We start from the raw sequence: 19075 nt of genomic DNA, 5'->3' as shown, positions 1-19075 counted from the left end.
GGGAATGCTGGGCGAAAGTCGACGGCTCATGGGCAGTTCCCCTTGGTCACGCTGACGCGGCCGATACGGTTGATGTCGAACGCACGGACGTTGCCGGCGCCAGGCTTGCACATAGCCGCCTGCATGCTGAAATTGAAATTGGAAACGACCACGCCAGTGGCGGTCTTTTCGACGGCACGCCCGCGTTCGTCGAAACCGATCGCACTGATCACGCCCATGGCGAGAGCAATTCCTTCCTGAGGCTCGATCACACGCTTGATTTCCGTCGTGGTCCGCGCGCCATTGCCGTCCTCGTCGGTCCACACCAACATGCCCTCGGCCCAGCTGATGCCGCAATCGGTCCTGTCCGGGTTGCTCGGGCAAACCCAGGATTGGCTCTTGCTGCGCACCGCCTCCGCGCGGGCGAGGTTGATCGTCGCCAGCATCTGGTTGGTCGCCGTCGACACGCGGTTGGAGCGAATCGATTCGGTAAACGTAGGCAACGCCAGGGCCAGCAGGATCGCAGCGATCCCGATCGTGACCATGAGCTCGATCAGTGTGAAGCCGGCAGCCCGACGCATTGGCATGAGCGGTTCTCTTCCCCAGAGGACATGAGGGATGCTAACAGCGGCTCCTGACCCGAAATGGCACACTACCGACGAGCGGTCGGGCTGGGTTGGCCAGTGGTTTCGGGGCTGGAAATATCCCGACTTGCGTCACGCCGCAAGCGGCTTCCCGGCAGCCGATGCGCGAAATCCGGCCGGTCCGGGCGGCCCGGCCAGCGCTTTGAGAGAGTGTGGCGGCCGGGTCCGTAGGGGGTCGGCCGACACGGCGAACCTCGCCTCATCTCTGCGGGCAACCGGCACCCGGAACGGTCGGCGACTTCTTCCGGGTTACCGCGCGGTTTGCCGAGCGAATCGGTTCACGGACGAAGCGACACTGCACGCCGCCAACCACGGCCTGCTTAGATGCGCGTCAAACCTGCGCCCATTCCAAGGCGATCGTCGCAAGACGACTTGCGAGCCGAGCTTCGGTGCATTCGTCGGCAGGCCCGCTGAACGCCGGGCTTTCCTGGAAAACCGCACAGGAAGCGAGCCAACAAAAAAGGCCTCGCATTTCTGCGAGGCCTTCCGGTATTTGGCGCCCGAAGTTGGACTCGAACCAACGACCCCCTGATTAACAGTCTTCGGGCTCAAAAGAGCTAACCCGCTCATATATATAAGGAATCGGCTTAGGCACGCTTCAAGTAAAACAGCTCCGGCAGCCGCGCAAGTCACTGATTTAACTGGATCTGGCGCCGGATTCTTGACCCGTTTTGCGCCCTACCGATAGTGCCGTTCGGCGTACTCGGCGAGGATGGTCGCGGCGCGCAGTTCGACCCAGCGCACCACGAACCGCAAAGCCGTCTCCCGAGCGTTCTCGCCCTCGAACTCCCGTCGGTGCTGGTCGGCATGCACGGGACGGTGCAGGCCAATCAAGGCGCGCGCATGGTGGTAGCCGGGCACTACCGACGCCACGGCCGGGCCGAGCCCCTCATCGACGACAACATGCCGCGGCTCGGGCATCGAGTGCCGGCGCCGCTTCGGCGCGGGAAGCGCCCAGTAGAAGCGCGGCGGCAGCGCCGGCAAGTCGGCGACATCAGGGGGGATCAGGTTCGCGGCAGGCCCGGGCATGCCGGCATGGTAGCGGCGCCGATCCCGCGAGCTGCGACGGCGCTCAGGGCGCGCGGGATCCAAGCTGCACCGCGCCCGCTGCGGTCGCCTCTGCGGCCCAGGTCAGCGACGCGGGCAGGAAGAACAAGCGCTGTTCGCCACCGGCCGGCCGCGCTTCCAGCGCAAACCAGCTCGTGCCGCCGTCGCCGCCGGGGAAGTACGGCAAGCCGGGGTCGGTCGCCGGATCCGGGCCGAGCCAGCCGCTCGCGGCCCGGATCCAGAACTCGCCGGTGCTGCGGTCGATGAGCACGCCGTAACGGGTCACGCCGGAGCCGAGCGGACCCGCGCCGGGAATCGTTGCCAGCACGGCGCCGTTGTGGCGAGCTTCCAGATCGGCGAGATCTGCCGAGACCCGCAAGGCGATGCTGTCCGCGGTGGTGCCGAGCTCGCCGCCGAAGAATGCCCCCTTCGCGAACCCGAACGAGCCACCACCACCTAGCAGCGCCGAAAACTCGACATATGTCCGCACGACCGGTATCGCGTCGCGCGTGCGCGCGGCCAGGATCTCCGAGCCGCCGGCGGTGATGCCGCCGCTGTCCACGATGCCGCCGTAGAACGGGAAGGACGAAACCGAATTCTCATGCAAGCCGGTGTAATACGGGCCGCCACTGTCGGCCGCAGCCAAGTCGCCGGTGACGATGTTGGCGCCGTACTGCGTCGGGGTGACGGTGATCGCCGCGTTCGCGGTCTCGGTGATCGGCAGCCCCTTGCAGCGGGTGCTGAAGCCGTCGATCTTCACTTGCCCGGCGCCGAGCTGCACGATCAGCAACGGCTTGTTCGCAGCGAACGCCGAGCTTTCGATCATCGTCGAGTCGGCCGAATCCCACAGCACGACCGACGCGTCGGAGAACATCGGGATCCCGTAGCCACCCGCTGCGCTGCCGGCGGTGAGTACCAGCTCAGTCGGCCGCGAGAGCTGATAAATGCCGGCACCGATGCGGCGCAGCGCGTTCGTGCTGTCGGCGTATACGAAGTAGATCGCTGCTTCAGGCGCCGGCGTAACCGATCCGTCAGCGTTGAAGGCGTTGAAATCGACTGTTCCGGGCCGCTGTACGTCGTTGGTCAACAGAACCGACGTCTCGGTCAAGGCCACGCCGACACCGGGCGTCGTCCCGACCGGGCTCACCGTGAGGGTGTTGTCGGCGCGCATGTAGACCGGATAGCCGGCGAAGAAGGTGTTGCCGAGATCTTCGTAGATGACGCCAAGCTTCACCGTCACCGGGTTTCCGGTTGTGGCCGCCGCGGCCAGTACCCCGACGCCGATGGTTCGACCGCCGGGGTCTGGCGCGTTTGTGCGGGCGCAAGTCGCGGGATCGCCGAGCTCGACGGTCAAGCGCACCAGCGTGCCCGCCGCGATGTCCGACAGCGCCTTCGCCTGAATGGTCTGCGCGCCGCCGGCGTCGGGCGCAGCCCATTCGGCGTTGTAGTCGGCGCCGTCAATCTTGCGAAGCACTTGGCCGGCGGTGCCGCCGCCGGGCAGCAGGCGCAGCGCGTGCGCGGCGAGCCATTGGCCGATCTGAGTAAAAGCGAGAGAGAGGTTCACGGGTCGTATTGATCCAGCAGCAATTGCAGGTAATCCGGGCCGGTGTTTTCCAGCGCATCGACGGCACGCTCGTCGGTGAAGTAGAGGTTCGCCGCACCCTCTTCGAGATCGTCGGTCGTGGCGTTGCTCGTGTCGGTGACGCGGCCGTAGGCGTCGCGCTCCATCTTCTGCAACACGCCGGCGCCACCGTTCGGCACCTCAGCCAAAGCGAGGGTGACGACGCCGAACTCGTCGGCCGATAGCACGATGCCGACGCCTTCGGCGAGCGCGTCGAACACTGCATGCCAGCCCTTGCCGCCGAGCGCATCGGTGCCGTAGTAGCTCGTCGGAAGCGGCGCGAACTCGTCGTTTTCGAGCTCGATCGATACGTAACCGCCTTCGAGCGTGCCTTGCGTGTAAATCGAATTCGCCCCTTCGACGCGCGTCGTCTTGGGAACGAACGCATCGAAGGAAAGATCGGGGATATTGGCGACGCTCCCGTCCGGCGACCCCAGCGCGAGCGCGATTGCGCGGATCTGCTCTTGCACGTCGCCGCTCGCCTGCTTCTCGTAGATATCGAGCAAGAAGCGATAAAACGCCGGCGTGCAGCGGCCGAACGCTCGGTTCGGCAACTCGATCACGCCCTCAGTGATCTTGGGGAGCTGCGTCGCCATTACGCCACCGTGACCAAGCCAACAGCGAGCCAGCGGAACGGAATCGGGTTAATGAACCGCCCGTTGTTGTTGCCGAAATCGTTGCTGTCGAACTGCGCCGCGAATCCGGCTTCATTCGCAGTTGGCAACGCATGGACCGCGATGATTCCGGACGACGTGAGCGCGGCGCTCGTGACCGTCAAACCCGCCCACCACAGTTCGGCGAATCCAACCGGATAATTCACCGACACGTTGCTTTGCCGCTGGCCGGACGCCGGTGCCTGCCCGGTGCCGGCTTGCAACAGCACCTTCGTCGGGCTGCTGGCGATACCGACTCGAAGGCTGCGCACAGCCCCGGGCGCACCCCATGCGCCGGTGCTCGTGATGACGATATCCGGCGCGACCGGCGGCGGAATGTTGAGCGTTTGCCAGATCGCGTTAGCGCCATCGGTGAACAACGCCTTCCCGCCCTGCCCGCTCATGTCGGGCAGCTGGCTGATGAAGTCCATCAGCCATTGAGCGCCGTCCGTCGTAATGAACGCGCCGGCTTCCATCGGCGGCAGGGTGGCGCCGGCGCCGCCGTCGCCGCGCACGTTGTCGGCTTCCTGCACGAGCGAGCCGTTCGCGTCGTACTGGCGGACCCGGTAGGCACCGCTGCCCCAGGTCTCGACGGTCAGGCGGCCGTCGGCGCCGAGTGTGACCTCGCTCCCGTTATCGATGGTGAGGGCCGGGTCGCCGAAAACCGACTTCGGGTCGGTGGTTCCGGCCTCGAAGAACTCGAACCGGCCGAACTTGGCCGGGGCGGTGGCGTCCGCGTTGAGAAAGACCTGAAACGGGTTCAGAATCCGAAAACTTGCCATCGGTGGCAAACTCCAAAAAAAAGCCCCGCCAGGGGCGGGGCTGCGATGAACGACAAATGGAAGGGTTCGGGCTACGACCCGCAGAAGGCTTGGGCCAAGCTCAAGCGCGAGCAGTGGGAGAAGGCCAATCCGGGCTCTTGGAAAGACGGCTGGCTCGCGCTCGGCGCCGTGCTCGCTTTAGTTGCTACCGTCGGCGGTCTCGCCGTTGCCGCGCTGAAGCTGTTCCGGGTTTTCTAACTGCTTGCCGAGAACGACAAGATCTTCGTCCCCGTTGGCCCTGCCTTCCTTCTGCATTTGAATCCCCGCCTGCAACACACCCGCGCGGGGTAGCGCAGTCGTCCGAGCCAGCCAACGAACCGCACTGGGGTTCGTCAGCCATCGCGAGACTACGTTCGCGCCGACGCCGCCCAGCGCAAGGCTTCCGGTCGTGGCGAACGACGGATCAAACATCGACGCAACCAACGCGCCGCCGTAAGTCAGTGCCGCCGCGCGGTTCGCGGTGCCGGATGGATTGGCGTATACGTTCGCTCCTTTCTTGATGTTGTCGGCGACGCGCGCGATGCGATCCATGTTCGCGCTGAACTCCTTCCCGTAGCGCCCAAACAGCGTCGCCTGAGCCTCTGGGCTAAGCCGGTTCCAATTGGTCATGAACGTTCGCGCGCTAAAAATCTCGCCGCCGACGTCTTGCTGATTCGCGACGGCCCGCCCCATGCGCCTGATCACGGCGGCCGTGACCGCTCGCTGCCCTTCCGCGGGCAACGACTGCATGACCTGGCGTAGCGTCGTGGCACCCTCGCGCGTGCCGCTGATAGCGGCCTCGAACACCTTCTCGGGACCGCCGTTCTTATCAACGACGTGGGCGATTGCGTCCATGCGGTTCAACATCGCCGAGGTGTAGTTGTTGGCTCGCGTCCATGCGGCCACAGCCTTCGGGCCTGCTGCTTCGGCCGCTGCACGCATATCCTGCGAAAGCGCGCCGTAGAGCGCGCGCCACTTGCTTCGCGGCACGTCGGAAAGTAGCCCCGCGTTCTCGATCTCCTGGCCGACCAGCGTGCGGAGCTTTTTCAACGCCTGATAGGGCAACCGCCCGTCGGCCTTGCCCGTCAACAGCGCCTTGATCTCGCCGTCGATTTCCGGCTTTCCCATCTCCGGATAGGGAACGAACTCGATGGGCTTTTGACCGAGCGAAGTGCGCAACACGTTCTTGCGCTCGATCTCGGCCGCGGTTTCGGCGTTGATTCGCGCGATATCGTCCGACTGGGCCTTCAGGGTGTCGCCGGCTTCCTTCACCACATCCGGCATGCCCGGCCGAGTGCCTACGGCGTCGGCTCCCCATGCGTCGCGTTCGAGCGCACCTTCGATACCGCGGATCCGCGCGTTCTGGAACAGCGGGGACAGGTTCGGCGCGCCGGGAATCGCGGGATTGATTTCCGGGAGAGCCTTCGCCGTGGTCTCTACGCCGACGCGGGTTGCAGGGTCGATCTGGGCGTCGAGTGCATCGTAGAGCTGCGCCTGAACCGCCTTGGTCCGTTCCTTGAACCCACCTTCACCCTCGATTCCGCGTTGAATGGCCTTACCTGCGGACGTGCTGTCTGCGCTCTTGCTCAGGTTGTCGGCGACGCGCTGCAAGCCGGTGGCGATCTTGTCGCCTTGGCCCTCGCTGAAGGTGGTCACGACACCCGCGCTTGTCGGCATATCCGCGAGGATGTTTTCCGCACCCTGGATCGTGCGATTACCAGCAGCCTGCCCAACCGAGGGTGTCGCGCCGATGGCGGCAAAGTCGTCAATGACCTGCTGCATGCCGGTGCCGGAGCCGCCGCGAACGAGTCCTCGAAGGCCCGCGGCACCGGCCGCGGCCAACCCCTGCGGCGTCAACGCACCCAGGAAGCCGGCAAGCGCCTGCCCGCCGGGACCGACGCCATTCTCGCGCGCGATGCCAGCCGCGCCTGCACCGGTGGCCGACGCAATGGTCTGCTGCACCGGCTGCGCGGTAAGCAGGTCACCGAGCCGGCTCAGAATCGAGGGATTGCTCGCCGCCGCGGCCGTGCCGCGCGCGCCCTGAATCAAGCCGCCGGCGCCCATCGTCAGGGCCGTGCCGGTGAGGCCGCGGCCGATATCGCCGGCGACACGCTCTTCCGCGTTCTCCGGCTTCGGCACGCCCAGGCCGTCGAGCAGCATGTCGGACATTTCCCGGGCGCGGTGCTGGCGGGGGAAATAGCGCTCGGGCTGGCCGGTGATGAGGCTCGAAGTCGTCGGACCCTTCTCGCCGACCCAGTTCACGGCGTCGGCGATGGGGTCGTAGAAGATCCCGAGCAGATCCGCCGCGCCTTCGACCACGTTGCGCGTACCGAGCCCGAGGACGCTGCGCGCAGCGGCCTGCGCGGCGGTGCGTTGCTTCGGCGCCGGTGCGCCGGCCTGACCGGTAGGCGAAACGGTGACGCTGACGTCGCTGAAATCGGCGCGCGGCGCGGCCGCTTCCGGCATGACCTGCGACAAGCGCAGCCGCGGCGGTGCCGCGGTGGGCGCCGCGGCCTGGGCCGGCGGCGCCTGCTGCTGGCCCAGCACTTCGGAGAGCTTCGGCATCAGGGAACTTCCTCGATATCGGGATCGTTGGGATCGCCACCGGTCACCCGGTAGCGCTTGCCGTTGGCGTTGATGACTTGGCCGACGCTGTACCCGCCGGACGGCTTGCCGCCGCCTTGCGGCGAGGGATTCGCGCTGTAATGGCTGCGCGCGGTCTCGTTGATGTCGGTGATCTTCCGATAGGCGTTCGCCTTCGCCGTTTCGAGCAGGGCTTTGACGCTGCTCAGGCTGGCGCGGAAGGCCGAGTCGCTCATCTTGATGTTGAGCGCGCCGACGGCTTCGGAGAGCTTCTTGCCCTCGGCGTCCGACAAGGCGCCCATGCCCTTCAACTGCGACACCATCGGCACGAAGGTCTGCGCCTTGAAGGTGTCGAGCTGCGCCTCGAAGTTCGCCGCGTCGGAACCCGGCGCGGTGGGGAACATCGAGCCCATGCCGACCGCGGCATCGAGGCCCGGCGCCTTCAAGAGCGTGTCGATGGAATCCAGGGCGGTCTGCGTCTGCGTGATCGAACCTTGGATGCCCTGCACCTTCTCCAGTCGCTCGGTTTCCATCTTCTGGATCCGCGCCGCGTTGTTGCCCGTGACGCCGAGCGAATCGACCTCGTTGGTCAACTTGTTGGCGCGGTAGAACTGGCCGTCGTTGCCTTGGATGATCTGCCAGTTCGCGGCCTTGTCGGCCGTGGTGGCGTTGCCCTTGGTCGGGAACTGCAACGAAGCACCGCCGGCGCTGGCCTGCGGCTGGGCGAATCGATCTGCGACGCCCGGGCCGGCGTTGTAGGCAGCGAGCGCGAGATCCGGGCGACCGGGATAACGCCGCAGCATCGCGGTCAGATAGTCGCGGCCGAAGCGAACGTTCTCTTCCGGCGAGTTGTCGCGCAGCGCCGTCACACCGAAGCCCGGATCCTGGCCGGTGGCCGGCATGACCTGCGCGAGCCCGCGCGCGCCCTTGGGCGAGACCGCGTTCGGATTGCCGGCGCTCTCTTGCTGGATCAGGTGCGGCAGTAGCACCTGAGCGAGTTGCTCCGGCGGCGCGTTCGGATCGATCGATCCGACTTTGCCGAGGATGCTGCGGACATAGTTGTCGGTCTCGGCAATTCCGAAGCCGCCACCGCCAGCCGCTTCGCCGCCGGCAGGAGCCGGGCCGCCACCGAGTGCCGAAATCGGAGCCTTGCCCGGCGCGAGAAACCACGGCTGACCGTTGACGTCCACTTCGAGCTGCGGCTTATCCGGCGAAAACGGCTGCTGCACGAGCAGCTTGCCCTGAGCGTCGTAGCGGCCGGAACCCGGCGAGAGAGTGAAGCTCTCTTGCAGCGAGCTGGGCCCCCAGGCGCGGACCAGCTTCGTCGCGATCTCGCCGACTTCCGGCGAATAGGCGTCGGGCACCGTTTGCAGCCCGAGCTGGCCCAGCGCCGGGCGCATCTGCTGATAGATCGAATCCTTCTGCGATTCCGGCGCCGCGGTGAGCAGCTTCGCCATGTTGACGAGCTGCTTATTGCGGCGGTCGTCGCCGGACTCGAACTGTTCGCTCTGCTGCTGCGCCGCTTCCGGGCTCAGTGCCGCCATGCGCGCGAGGATCGAGGTGCGCGCCTGAGGGGCGGCGGTGTAGGACTCGGCCGCGAGATTGCTCAACGCGCTGCGGCGTTCCTCGCCTTCGCGCATCTGGCGTTGCTGCGTGCCGAACGCCTGCCCCTCGCGGAAGCTGGCGCCGATATCGGGATAGATGAGTTGCGCCATTGCATCAGGCTCCGTAACGGTAACGCGGGACTTCGACGGAAGCCGTCGGCATGTTGATCGGCTGGCGCGTCACGGGGCCGATGTTGCCGCCATAGGACGACTGTCGGTTGCCGAGATTGCCGGCGTACTGACCGGCGATGCCTGCCAAGCCGGCGAGGCCGTTCGACTGCGCATTCGCCGAGCCAATCGCGCCAGCACCGGCGGCCGCGGCACCAGCGCCGGCGAGGTTGCCGATAGCGCTTGCGCTGCCCTGGCCGAGCTGGCCGGCACCGACCGCCGAGGACTGACCCATGCGCGCGATGTCGGCGAGCCGGTTGTAGAAGTTGCTGTAGTTCTGCGTCGCGAGGCCCTGGCCGAAAGCGATGCGGTCGGCATCAGCACCGCCGGAATAAAGCCCGCCGTTCGCGGCGGCGCTTCGATCCAGGCCCTTCATGCCCTGATCGAAAGCGAACTGATAGTCGGGCGATTGCTTGAAGCTGGAGAAATCGCCGTTATTCAGCGCTTCGAGGCGGGAAAGAGCGCTCGACCCCGCGCCCAGGTATGGCGCGATGTTGGTCTGAAATTGTTCGCGCGCGGCGCGCTGCTCGTCGATTCCGAGTTGCGCCGCCTGCTGGCCGGACTTGCCGGCGCTCTTCGCGGCGTCGCCCTGCTTTTTCGCAGCGTATGCCGTCGCTGCGACGGTGAGAGTCGTTGCGGCCATGTTAGAGCACCTTCGTGTAAGAGGACTCGGTGTGCCAATAGCCCATGCGCTCGTAAAGCGCTGCGGCCTGCGGCGGGCTGTTGCTGAGGTGAACCATCTGAATCGCCGACAGTCCACGAGCGCGGCAAACCGGCTCGATGGCGAATAACAGCGCCTTTCCGGCGCCGGCACCTTGCGCGCCCGGGTCAACCCACCAGATGACTTCGCAAGCAATGCGATGCGCGTCGTTGAAAATGAAAGGCGCAACCATCAGGCCAACGACGCCGACGGCAACGCCGTCGATCTCTGCAACGAGTAGAACGCCGTCGCGCATGAGATCAATCAGGCCATCGACGGTTCGCTCGTCGTACTGCGCGAAATCGTTGTAACTCGTCGTGGCGTAGAACTTCGCGCCCATAGCCAAGAGCGCCGGCGTGTCGGCCGGCGTTGCGTGTCGAACTTGCATTAGGCGCTCCGGAGATTGAAGAACGCGACGGCGATCAGGCGGCCGTCGCCGGGCCCGTCACCGAATGCGGCGAACGGGTAGCGGCTGTGAAAGAGCGCGCTTTCGTAGATCACGGCGCGGTTGAATTTGAGCTCGGCGAGGGCGTGCATGTCCCAGGCTTCGGGGCGATTCCAGTCCTCATGCACGGCATGCCATAGCGGTACGTCCCCGGGATCAATCCGATGCGCGCCCGTAGCCTTGTGCCGCCAAAACGCGGTTCCGCCTTCGCCGTCGCAGAGGTACAGCACCAACGCATGCGTTCCCCAGCCGAGATCGCTGTGAATCGCCGCGTTCGGAAGCTCACCGCTGAAGTTCAAGCGATAGCCCATCCCGAGCATGCTGATCGGGCCGACCGCGCGTTCCAGGGCGTCCACGAGCCCCGGGATCTCGGTGCGACAGATCCGCTTGTAGACCTCGCCGTCGGGCGCCGGCCAATCCTCGAACTGCGCACGTAGCGCCAGGGCGCGCACCGCATCGGCATCGGGTAGAAAGTCGTCGATGATCTTCACGCCGCTGTGGCCTCTGTATTCCAAGCCGCGGCGAGCAGGTCGCGGCGGCCGGGACTGCTGACCTCGACTTCCCAGATCCGATGCGCCGACCGGCCGAGCCGGCGAGCGATGACCTTGCGGCGGAACTGACCGGTGCGACCGAGCGAAAGCACTCGGCTCTTGCTCCAGTTGTGCCCGCCGTCGTCGCTGTAGCGGAGACTGCAAAAGTGATCCGTGACGCCGACAGGGATTCGACCGACGTCGAACTCAAGCCGGACCGCACCGAAGCCGATCACGTTGCCGCCGGCATAGGTGACGCCGCCGCGGCGTCGGGACACCAACGGCTGCCCGTCCTCGTGCAGCTCGTCCCAATCGAGCCGATAGAGGCGGCCGTTCGAGAAGTCGCCGGCGTACCACGCGCCCGCCCACTTCGTCAGCGTGTTGACGCGCCAACGCTTCAAGCCGTGCGATTCGCGCCGGTGCCAGTCGCGGGAGAGAGCGTCATAGCCCCAGGTGTAGCCGTCGGGGAAAGTGAAGTAAACGACAGCGTGACCTTGATCCTCGAAGGTCGTGCAAAACACCTTCGACCAATCGAGGCCCGAGATCGACTTCTCTTGCGCCGCGGTGCTGATCCGCACCGGGGTATTGCCTTCGAGGCGGTAGAACTTGCCGTCGTTGCCGAGCCAGAAGATCGAGTTATCGAGGCGCGCGAGCGAGAACCGCGATGCACACCCGATGGACATCGACACGCCGTTGACGCGCTGAAACGTGCCGGTGGCCTGCCCGGTGTTGCGGAAGAACTCGCCGGTGCGCTCGCCGAAAACTAGAATCTCTTCGCCGACACGGATCAGCGTGACGATCTTGTCGGGTTCCGACTCGGCGTCGGATCGGTCAAGCGTGTTGTATTGCCGCGCCTGCCCGAGCTCGCTGATAAACCAAAACCGGCCGAACGGATCCACGCCGGCCATGTAGCCGGCAACGAACTCGAATACGGGCGAGCCGGGGAATCCTTCGTCGGTGATCTGACTCAGCGCGCCGACGGTGGTGTCGTAGACATAGCCCGATTGACCGTTGGCGATGGCGATCTCGTTGCCGGCGCCGTGCTTGTTGTGCGCGATCGATACGCGACCGACGCCAGGGATCGTGCCGATTGCGGTGGTGGTGCCGTTCTTGTTGACGCGGTACAACGTGCGACCGACCACGATCAAGAACAGCCCTTCGGCGTTGTAGGCGCCGCGCACCGGCTTCGCTTGGCTCTCTGCGAACCGCACCAAACCCGGCGCACCGCGAAGCTTCGCCGGCGACATCGTGCCCTCGCGCTCCGCAGGCACGATGAGATAGTTCACCGTGGCCTGCGCGGTCCACGGCAACGCGTCGTCGGAATAGTCGCCGCCGACGATGTTCACCGGCTGCCAATCCATCAGAAATACTCCGTCTTGACGATGCCGCCGACGTAGGGCGGCGCGGCCAGTTCCTTGAGGCGGCGACGGCCGGCCTTATCGCCGGCGTCGAGCTTGACCAGGCGCTCGCCGATGACGCCGAAGTCTTCGGCGAGATCGAAGGCGATCAGCTTCGAGAGCGCTTCGTAGTACGGGCCCGGGATCTGATCGGTCTCGACGTCGAAGGGGATCTCGCCCTCGGCGTAACGGTCTTCGAGCATGGTCTGAATCGACTCATCGACCGTTGCGGCGTCTTCTGGGCTCGGCCCCTGCACGGGATCGAGCACGCCGAGCCGGGACAACACGCGGCGGCGGAGCTGCTCGCGGTTATACGTCGCCATCGCCGCGGCTCACGCGGAACGACGGATGACTCTCCAGCTTGGCCCAAACCTCGACCGACACCGGAATCGCGGTGTTGCGCGGGAAGTGATAGCCGCGGTGGGTGACCTCGGCCACGTCGCCGACGTAGGCGACCAAATAGGGCGCTTCCACCTTCGGCGCGGTCGGCGGCGCCGCGTGGGTGGCGGCTGCCACGACATCGGCCGGATGGCTCGGCTCGGGGCTCGGCGCGGCCTGGGGCGCATTCTCCGGCGCTACGGTGGCCGCAGCCGGCTCCGGCTGAGACGTCGGCGCGGTCGGCGGCGCGTCGGCCTTGGCGGGCGTCTGCGGCTCGCTGGGCTTCGACGCCGCGTTCTTGTTGTTCGACATGGGGATCTCCAAAGAAAAAGAGGGCGGCCGAAGCCGCCCTCAAGGACTGCCGTTGTTGCGGCTTAGACGTCCGGCTCGGCCGCGATGAAGCAGGTCACGACGGCCCAGTCCTTCGCCTCGGGCTCGCCCTGCATCCACTGGATCTTGTTGATGCCGCGGATCTCCATGAAGCCCACGCCCTTCTTGAACTCGTAGTCGTCTTCCTTGCGGATGGTGGTCTTCAGGGTCTTCGCCCAGGCGATGCCGAGGGCCTGGGAGCCGCACAGGTAGATCGGAGCGACGAAGGCGCCGGCGGCGCCGACGGCACCGAGCGACTCGATCTCGGGGATCTCGCGGATCACGACGCCATCCCAGTAAAGCGAGGTGGTGCCGGTGAAGAGCGGGTTGTTCTCCGAGCGGGCCCGGGCGTCCTTGTGGACGGTTTCGAGATCCGTCTTCAAGTCGCGGTAGGGCTCGGTGCCAGCGAAGATGACGAAGGTCTCTTCGTCCTCGCCGTAGCGGTACGGGCGAATACCGCTACCGTTTGCGGCCTTCGCCTTCTGCGCGATGCGCTTCAGCTTGGAAACCACGGCGCGGGTGAGCTTCTGGCCCGCCGGGATTGCGAGCAACGAAGCGGCGTGATCGCCGGCGACGCGATTGGCAGCCTCGGCGCCGTACAGCACGCGGTCGGCGTTGGCCGTGTTCCAGGCATTGCGCTGCGCGGCCGACGCGGTGCCGTAAGCAACACCGTTGATCGAGCCGAGGGCGGTGATGATCGCGTCGCGCAGGTAGTTCATCGCGAGATCCTTCAGCGCGACACGACCCGCGTCCCGGATATCGATAGGCGACGCCTGCTCTTCCTCGACGTTGACGACGGTGGCATCGCGCACGACGCCGACCTTGATCTCGTGGCCTTCGTTCGGCAGGGCCTTTTCGTTGCCGACCAGGGTGGTCGAACCGTTGTTCGGGCCGCCGGCGGAGCTGAGCGCGCCCACCAGGGTGATGACAATCGCGTCGCCCTTCTTTTTGGTCAGATCCTTCTTGACCTGAAAGATGGCGTTTTCGTTGCTACCCATGTAGCGCTTGAAGCGGTTGGCGCGAACGTATTCGCGGAAGAGGGTGTCGTCCCATTGCTTGGCACGAACCTTCGGACTGACGATGGTGTCGGTCATTGCGGGTGATCCTTAGTCGAAGAGCTTGTGAAAAACGTCCCCGCTCGCGCCGGCGGGCTTGCCGCCGCCGCTCGGGCTGTCGGTGAGATCGGGGGGAATGGAATCGGCGACTTGCTTGCGCTTGGCCTCGCTGTCGGTTTTGGCCTTCGCTTCGGCCTCCAACTTCGCGCGGACTTCGGCCTCGACCTTGGCGCGATAGCCGTCCGGATCGCTCAGAACGGTCTGCACCTGCATCAGCTCTTTGCCGCGCTTGTACGCGGCGAGCGCCGGGTTCGGCGAGGCGAGAATCTCCGCCGCGATGGCGGGATGCTTCTTCGCCTCGGTCTCGACGACCTTCATCACGTCGTCGAAGTCCGTATGCACCGTGCGGGCGTGGTCTTCGAGCGCGGCATAGAGCTGATTCCGCGACTCCGCGCTGACCTGCTGCACGGCCGAGGTGACAAACCCGGTCGGGTCCATCCAGAAATCCGCGGGCGGCGCCGGCGCGCGAGCCGTGTCGGCTTGCGGTGCCGGCGCCGCAGCGGATGCGGGCCGTTCTTCGAGCTGCTTACGCAGCGTCGAAATTTCCGTTTCGTAGTTCTGTCGCTTTTCCCGTTCCGCCTTCAAGGCGGCAAGAGGAACGAAACCATCCGGCGCGTGCGGGGCCGTCGGCGCCCCCGCCTCGGGCGTCGGTTGCTGCGCGGGCTGTTGCGGCGGCGCTTCGGGCGGATTGGTGCCCTTGTCGTCGCTGCCTTCGCCTTCGCCGCTACCTTCGCCCTTGGCTTCGACCGTTTCGGATCCCGCTGCATTCGGCTCGCCGGCCGGGTTAGCGAGATCCATTTCGTCCAGAAAATCGCGTTCGTTGTCGCCCATTGCTGCATTCCTCATCGACCGCTCGCCGTCGTCGCGTATCGCGCCAAACCGTGCGCGTCCGGTGCCGTTACTGCGGCGTCATCGGACCGTCGCCCATAAAAAAACCGCCTTGCGGCGGCTGTAGTTGCGGGCGTTGGTCCTGGGGTGGCTCATCTGGCGGAAGCGCGGCGGTCATGCCGAGCTTGAGGCGATCCGTCATCGCCTTGTAAGCATCGATTCGCAGCTTCGCGATCTCGATCTCGCGACCGGATTCGAGCTGCTTCAGCTTGTCCATCAGCTCCGATAGCTGGGCCTGCTGTTCCTGCATTTGCTGCTGCACCGCCGGCGGCACGCCACCGGAATCGAGCGAATCGAGAATCTGTTTCTTGTTCCGCAGGCTCGAAGCTTCGATGATCGCGCGCGTCGGGATCGACGTCGGGTCGGCGGTCTTGAGCTTGACCAGTTCCTCGAACTGCTCGCCTTGGATCGTCACCGAGTCCGGCCCGTCTTCGAGCTTCAGATCGACATCGAGCTCGGAGAGCTGGTTTTGCACGCCGACGACTTCTTGCAAGCGCGGATCGTTGGGATCGAACTGCGGGATCTGCTCGCCCTGCTCCGCTCGCTGCTGCAACTGCTCCAGCAGCGTAATGGGCTTGTTCAAAGCCACCCACCGCACGCTCTCTTCGCTATCGGTGACGCGGATCCACCGCTCTTCCGTCCAGAACTGGCGGATGCGATACCACGCCTGTCGGTAGATCTCCCAACTCCAATCTTTGATCGCCTCGAACGGCTTCGCCATTTCCGCGAGGCCGGCCATCGTCTGCATTTCCTGGGCGCGGCCCGAAGGCGCGCGGGCGTCACCTTCCAACGCCGGATTAACGCCACTGGCGTCGATCTCCGCCTTCGATTCGCGCAGCAGTTCGAGCTGGCCGGTTACGAGATCGGCCGACGACTCGATGTCGAAACGCATCTGACCGTTGACTTCGACGTAGCCGTCCGGCTTTGCCACCTCGCGGCGGGCCTGAGCCACGTCCTTGACCGCGCCCTTCTCGGCGACGACGGTCCGGCTGTTGAGCTGGTGCAGCGCCTTCGAGCGGCGCTTGTTGATCTCGTCTTGCGGGCTGATATGGCGCCGCGCAACGCCATAGCGTTGATTCTTCCGGTTGATGTAGGCCGACGTCGCAACGATGTCGCATTGCGGCTCGCCGTGCTCGTTGACGTAGGGCGAGACCTGCGGCTTTCGCAGAAAACCGCCGCGGCAAAGCGTTGCGGTGTGCCACACGCCCTTATGCAGCCAGCGGTGTTGCAGGATGCGGATCCGCTTCCGCGAGCGATCCGCCCAGGAGATCGACGGCCGGTCGTCGAAGGTGTCGCCGACGCTGGCCTGATCGTCGTAGCACCCGGCGATGACGTCTTCGGCGCCCTTGTACTTGTGCAGGGCGATGCTTTCGTCCATCCACAGCACGACGCCCATAAACGTCGCGTCGCCGAAATCACGCTTCCGGCTGCGCGGGTCGCGGTAGAAGCGGTCCCAGGGCACCAAGGTGATGACGACATCGAAGTCGGGGCCCTTGGCGGTCTGGCGCACGCGGACCGTAACCGTCGCGGCGCCGCTGCCCTCGATGAAGACGTTCTCGGCGACTTCGGAACGGATCGAGCTGAACTTGCTCTGATCGCAGACGAACCGCACCGAGTCCGTGACCGACTCGGCGTCGGCCTCGTGCTTGGGCGTGCGCGCATACGCCTTCGGATCGGTCCGCATCCGCTTCTCGTGCCCGAGCAGCGCGTCGATCTTCGGGCCGATGCGATTCGACACCACGGCCGGCTGTCCGCGCTTCGCCAGCGCGGCGAGCTCTTCCTCGGTCAACTGATCGTTGTCGTAGTAGTCGCGGTCACGCTCGGCGAGCTCGCGCTCTTCGCGCGTCTCGTCGAACGCTTCCTCGAACTGAAGCAACAGCGTGCCGTGATCGAACTCGGGCTCGACGTCTGCGGCGGTGGCGGCGCTGGTGTTGGCTTGAATCTCGTTCATCGCGTCTTCCAGTTGCCTTCGTCGTCGTCTTCGTCGTCGCTGTCGTAGTCGTCGGCCTGCCGCTTCGCCTCGCTGCGGTCGGTCGGCTCCCACGGACGGCTCATACACGCGTAGCGGGTTTCATCCGCCGCGTGGTCTTCCATGCTGGTGTTGAGGTCTTCGGGGCTCGTCTTGTCGTGTTGCAGGATCGGGATTGTTCGGAACCAATCCATGCAGGTATCGAAGACGTAGAGCATCGGGCGGCCTTCTTCGCCGGTGAGCCGGTCGCGCATCTGATCCCAGCCCGCAACGCGCTTGTTATCGGCGGCGCGGAACGTCGCGCCGGCGCCGAGCATTCGTTCGGCGATGCTGGGACCGCCATCGACTTTCCAGATCGACGGGTCGGCCACGCCGTAGGCGATGGTGTCCTTCGCCTCGCGCTCTTTGATGCCCTGCCCCACCGCGCCGGCGGTCAGCTTGAGCCCGACATCGGGAGCGCTCGCGCCGTACCATTCGCGATAGCGCAGCAGCGCACCACGCGGCATGACCCGACCGTCGGGCAAGGTGTGATCCTCGCCAACAACCGCCCACCACCCAACCGAGAACGGCTTCGCGCTGCCCCAGTCGAACGAACGGAACCGCGACCAATGCTTCGGCAGCTCGAACGGCTTAACGCCATGCTTCGCCCGGCTGATCTCGGGGAAGAAGGCGCCGTCGATGACATCCCAATCGCCATCGCGCATAGCGCGCACCAGCGCCGGCGACCCGAGGCCCGACAAGCGAGCTTCGTAGCCGGGATCGTCCCGGGTCATGCTCGGGTTGTCGTGCAGCCGCGCCGGGATGTACTGGCGCAACATGCCGCCGTCGTCGTTCGCGGCCTGCCGCAGCTCCATCGGAGCCGCGAAGTCCACGAACATCGCCTTCACCCAGGCGTGACCCACGTTGCCGGGATTGGCGCCGAGCAACACGCGCGGAAACATGCCGACATACTCGTCGGGCAACTTGATGCCGACCATTCGCACGCGGTTACGAAGGAAGCGATACATCGCTTCGGTGAAGTGCGTGGCTTCGTCGATCATCAGGACGTGCATTTCTGCACCCTGATACTTGTAAACGTCCTTTGGGTCTTTGCAGTGGCAAAGGAAGATTTTCGACCCGTTCCAGAATCGAATCTCGTCCTCGACGATGCGGCAAAGGCCGTTCTTCTCCCACTCCGCGAGCAGCGCACGAAAGCCTTTCGGGCCTTCCATGTGGTTTTTGACGAGATCGTCGCGAACGCGGCGGAACAGATAGACCTGCAATCCGTTGATGCTCGCGCACCACGCAATCGCGGCCGTTCGCATCAGGTGGCTCTTGCCGCCGCCGGCGGCGCCGCCGTATAGAACCTCGGTGGCTTTGGTGAGAAACGCTTCGCCCTGCTTCGGGTGAAGGGCTAGGTCAATCGCTACTTCCAATGCGGACATTGACCACCGCCCGGACCGGGCCGCCACCTTCGCCTGTGTGCTCCAGCGTTTGCCGCTCGCTGTAGCGCTTGCTCCACTTCGCGAGCAGCTTTAGCCGCGTCTCGACGCGGAGCTTGCTGCGTTGCACATGCTCGGCGTTGAACGCCGGACCCTTTTCACCGATCACGAAATCTTGCGTTCCGTCGTCCGCGATGCGGATGCAGTCGGACGCGATCACGTCGTATCCGATCTCGCGAGCGAAATCGAAATCTTCCTTAAATTCCTTGTGGTTCTTGCACCAATCGCTAACGGTGCGAACCGCGGGGAAGCCGTCGGTCTTGCAGATATCGACGAGCGTCTCGCCGTTGCATAGCCGCTCGATGATCTGCGCGGCAATGGTTTCGTCGTAGAGGCTCGGGGGCATCAGATCAGTTCCAGCAGCCCCACCTGGATGGTCTGCGAGTCGTCGCCAAGGCCCATCAGCAGTTCAAGCCGATACGGGCCCGGGGCCAAGCTGTCCGCCGCCGCGCGCGGCACGGTGAAGTTGACGCGCCCTTCGGCGCTGCCCTGGCCGGCGACTTCGGCGACGTGGTGGCTGCGGTCGTAGGCATAGACGCGGACGCGCAGCTCGGCGCCGTCGAGGTTTACCGGGCCCGCGTCGTCGCGGATCCAGGTCTCGAAGGGGTTGGAGCTGGAGCGATAGCCGCGGAAGGTTCGCAGGATCGGCCGGATGATCGACGTCCAGTCGATTTCGATGGCAACACGCATGACGAAAGCCATCG

At 65.4% G+C, this 19075-nt stretch carries 20 protein-coding genes; 1 reads left to right on the top strand and 19 read right to left on the bottom strand.

Translation table 11 applies throughout. The annotated features are described in order from the left end of the window. Positions 1 to 26: 26 nt before the first annotated feature. From ACKN61_RS08125 to ACKN61_RS08105, 5 genes are all read right to left on the bottom strand, one after another. Complete coding sequence (locus tag ACKN61_RS08125; protein ID WP_408953060.1) at positions 27 to 560, bottom strand: GspH/FimT family pseudopilin; 534 nt, start codon at positions 558 to 560, stop codon at positions 27 to 29. A 741-nt stretch (positions 561 to 1301) separates the two neighbouring features. Beyond that, positions 1302 to 1652: a hypothetical protein gene (locus tag ACKN61_RS08120; protein ID WP_408953059.1), complete on the bottom strand. Its 351-nt coding sequence runs from the start codon at positions 1650 to 1652 to the stop codon at positions 1302 to 1304. Between the two features lie 43 nt (positions 1653 to 1695). After that, positions 1696 to 3234, bottom strand: coding sequence for a hypothetical protein (locus ACKN61_RS08115; protein WP_408953058.1), 1539 nt, complete (start codon positions 3232 to 3234; stop codon positions 1696 to 1698). Further along, entirely contained in the window at positions 3231 to 3887 is a 657-nt protein-coding gene (locus ACKN61_RS08110) for a hypothetical protein (protein WP_408953057.1), read from the bottom strand. The genes ACKN61_RS08115 and ACKN61_RS08110 overlap by 4 nt, the downstream gene beginning before the upstream one ends. Beyond that, positions 3887 to 4726, bottom strand: a complete 840-nt coding sequence (locus ACKN61_RS08105; RefSeq protein WP_408953056.1) for a hypothetical protein — start codon at positions 4724 to 4726, stop codon at positions 3887 to 3889. The genes ACKN61_RS08110 and ACKN61_RS08105 overlap by 1 nt, the downstream gene beginning before the upstream one ends. A gap of 45 nt (positions 4727 to 4771) precedes the next feature. On the opposite strand from ACKN61_RS08105, the gene ACKN61_RS08100 reads away from it, so the two are divergent. Continuing rightward, on the top strand, positions 4772 to 4963 hold the full coding sequence (locus ACKN61_RS08100; RefSeq protein WP_408953055.1) for a hypothetical protein: 192 nt from the start codon (positions 4772 to 4774) through the stop codon (positions 4961 to 4963). Here ACKN61_RS08100 and ACKN61_RS08095 read toward each other — a convergent pair. The 14 genes from ACKN61_RS08095 to ACKN61_RS08030 all read right to left on the bottom strand — a co-directional run bounded on the left by ACKN61_RS08095 (position 4904) and on the right by ACKN61_RS08030 (position 19073). Continuing rightward, positions 4904 to 7309 (bottom strand): hypothetical protein, encoded by a 2406-nt coding sequence (locus ACKN61_RS08095; protein WP_408953054.1) that lies wholly within the window; start codon positions 7307 to 7309, stop codon positions 4904 to 4906. The genes ACKN61_RS08100 and ACKN61_RS08095 overlap by 60 nt on opposite strands. Next, positions 7309 to 9042 (bottom strand): transglycosylase SLT domain-containing protein, encoded by a 1734-nt coding sequence (locus tag ACKN61_RS08090; protein WP_408953053.1) that lies wholly within the window; start codon positions 9040 to 9042, stop codon positions 7309 to 7311. The genes ACKN61_RS08095 and ACKN61_RS08090 overlap by 1 nt, the downstream gene beginning before the upstream one ends. A gap of 4 nt (positions 9043 to 9046) precedes the next feature. Then, positions 9047 to 9742, bottom strand: coding sequence for a hypothetical protein (locus tag ACKN61_RS08085; protein WP_408953052.1), 696 nt, complete (start codon positions 9740 to 9742; stop codon positions 9047 to 9049). Position 9743: 1 nt separating this feature from the next. After that, positions 9744 to 10187 (bottom strand): N-acetyltransferase family protein, encoded by a 444-nt coding sequence (locus tag ACKN61_RS08080; protein WP_408953051.1) that lies wholly within the window; start codon positions 10185 to 10187, stop codon positions 9744 to 9746. Next, positions 10187 to 10735 (bottom strand): DUF6445 family protein, encoded by a 549-nt coding sequence (locus ACKN61_RS08075; protein WP_408953050.1) that lies wholly within the window; start codon positions 10733 to 10735, stop codon positions 10187 to 10189. Before ACKN61_RS08075 ends, ACKN61_RS08080 begins: the two co-directional genes overlap by 1 nt. Beyond that, on the bottom strand, positions 10732 to 12135 hold the full coding sequence (locus ACKN61_RS08070) for a packaged DNA stabilization protein (RefSeq protein WP_408953049.1): 1404 nt from the start codon (positions 12133 to 12135) through the stop codon (positions 10732 to 10734). Before ACKN61_RS08070 ends, ACKN61_RS08075 begins: the two co-directional genes overlap by 4 nt. Then, positions 12135 to 12494: a hypothetical protein gene (locus tag ACKN61_RS08065; protein ID WP_408953048.1), complete on the bottom strand. Its 360-nt coding sequence runs from the start codon at positions 12492 to 12494 to the stop codon at positions 12135 to 12137. Before ACKN61_RS08065 ends, ACKN61_RS08070 begins: the two co-directional genes overlap by 1 nt. Further along, positions 12481 to 12861 (bottom strand): hypothetical protein, encoded by a 381-nt coding sequence (locus ACKN61_RS08060; RefSeq protein ID WP_408953047.1) that lies wholly within the window; start codon positions 12859 to 12861, stop codon positions 12481 to 12483. The genes ACKN61_RS08065 and ACKN61_RS08060 overlap by 14 nt, the downstream gene beginning before the upstream one ends. A 62-nt stretch (positions 12862 to 12923) precedes the next feature. Continuing rightward, positions 12924 to 14012 carry a DUF4043 family protein gene (locus ACKN61_RS08055; RefSeq protein WP_408953046.1) on the bottom strand — a complete coding sequence of 363 codons (1089 nt, stop codon included), beginning with the start codon at positions 14010 to 14012 and terminating at the stop codon, positions 12924 to 12926. A 12-nt stretch (positions 14013 to 14024) separates the two neighbouring features. Beyond that, positions 14025 to 14864, bottom strand: coding sequence for a hypothetical protein (locus tag ACKN61_RS08050; RefSeq protein ID WP_408953045.1), 840 nt, complete (start codon positions 14862 to 14864; stop codon positions 14025 to 14027). A gap of 67 nt (positions 14865 to 14931) precedes the next feature. Further along, on the bottom strand, positions 14932 to 16872 hold the full coding sequence (locus ACKN61_RS08045) for a hypothetical protein (RefSeq protein WP_408953044.1): 1941 nt from the start codon (positions 16870 to 16872) through the stop codon (positions 14932 to 14934). Then, on the bottom strand, positions 16869 to 18314 hold the full coding sequence (locus tag ACKN61_RS08040; protein WP_408953043.1) for a phage terminase large subunit: 1446 nt from the start codon (positions 18312 to 18314) through the stop codon (positions 16869 to 16871). The genes ACKN61_RS08045 and ACKN61_RS08040 overlap by 4 nt, the downstream gene beginning before the upstream one ends. After that, positions 18289 to 18717 carry a hypothetical protein gene (locus tag ACKN61_RS08035; RefSeq protein ID WP_408953042.1) on the bottom strand — a complete coding sequence of 143 codons (429 nt, stop codon included), beginning with the start codon at positions 18715 to 18717 and terminating at the stop codon, positions 18289 to 18291. The genes ACKN61_RS08040 and ACKN61_RS08035 overlap by 26 nt, the downstream gene beginning before the upstream one ends. Then, a complete protein-coding gene (locus ACKN61_RS08030; protein ID WP_408953041.1) occupies positions 18717 to 19073 on the bottom strand; it encodes a hypothetical protein in 357 nt (118 codons plus the stop codon). The genes ACKN61_RS08035 and ACKN61_RS08030 overlap by 1 nt, the downstream gene beginning before the upstream one ends. Positions 19074 to 19075: the final 2 nt, after the last annotated feature.

It is taken from the genome of Lysobacter sp. Hz25 (assembly GCF_046097045.1).
GTDB classification, from domain to species: Bacteria; Pseudomonadota; Gammaproteobacteria; order Xanthomonadales; family Xanthomonadaceae; genus Lysobacter; species Lysobacter antibioticus_B.
Note: the sequence above shows the minus strand (reverse complement) of the source record. Positions and strands in the feature narration are given on the sequence as shown.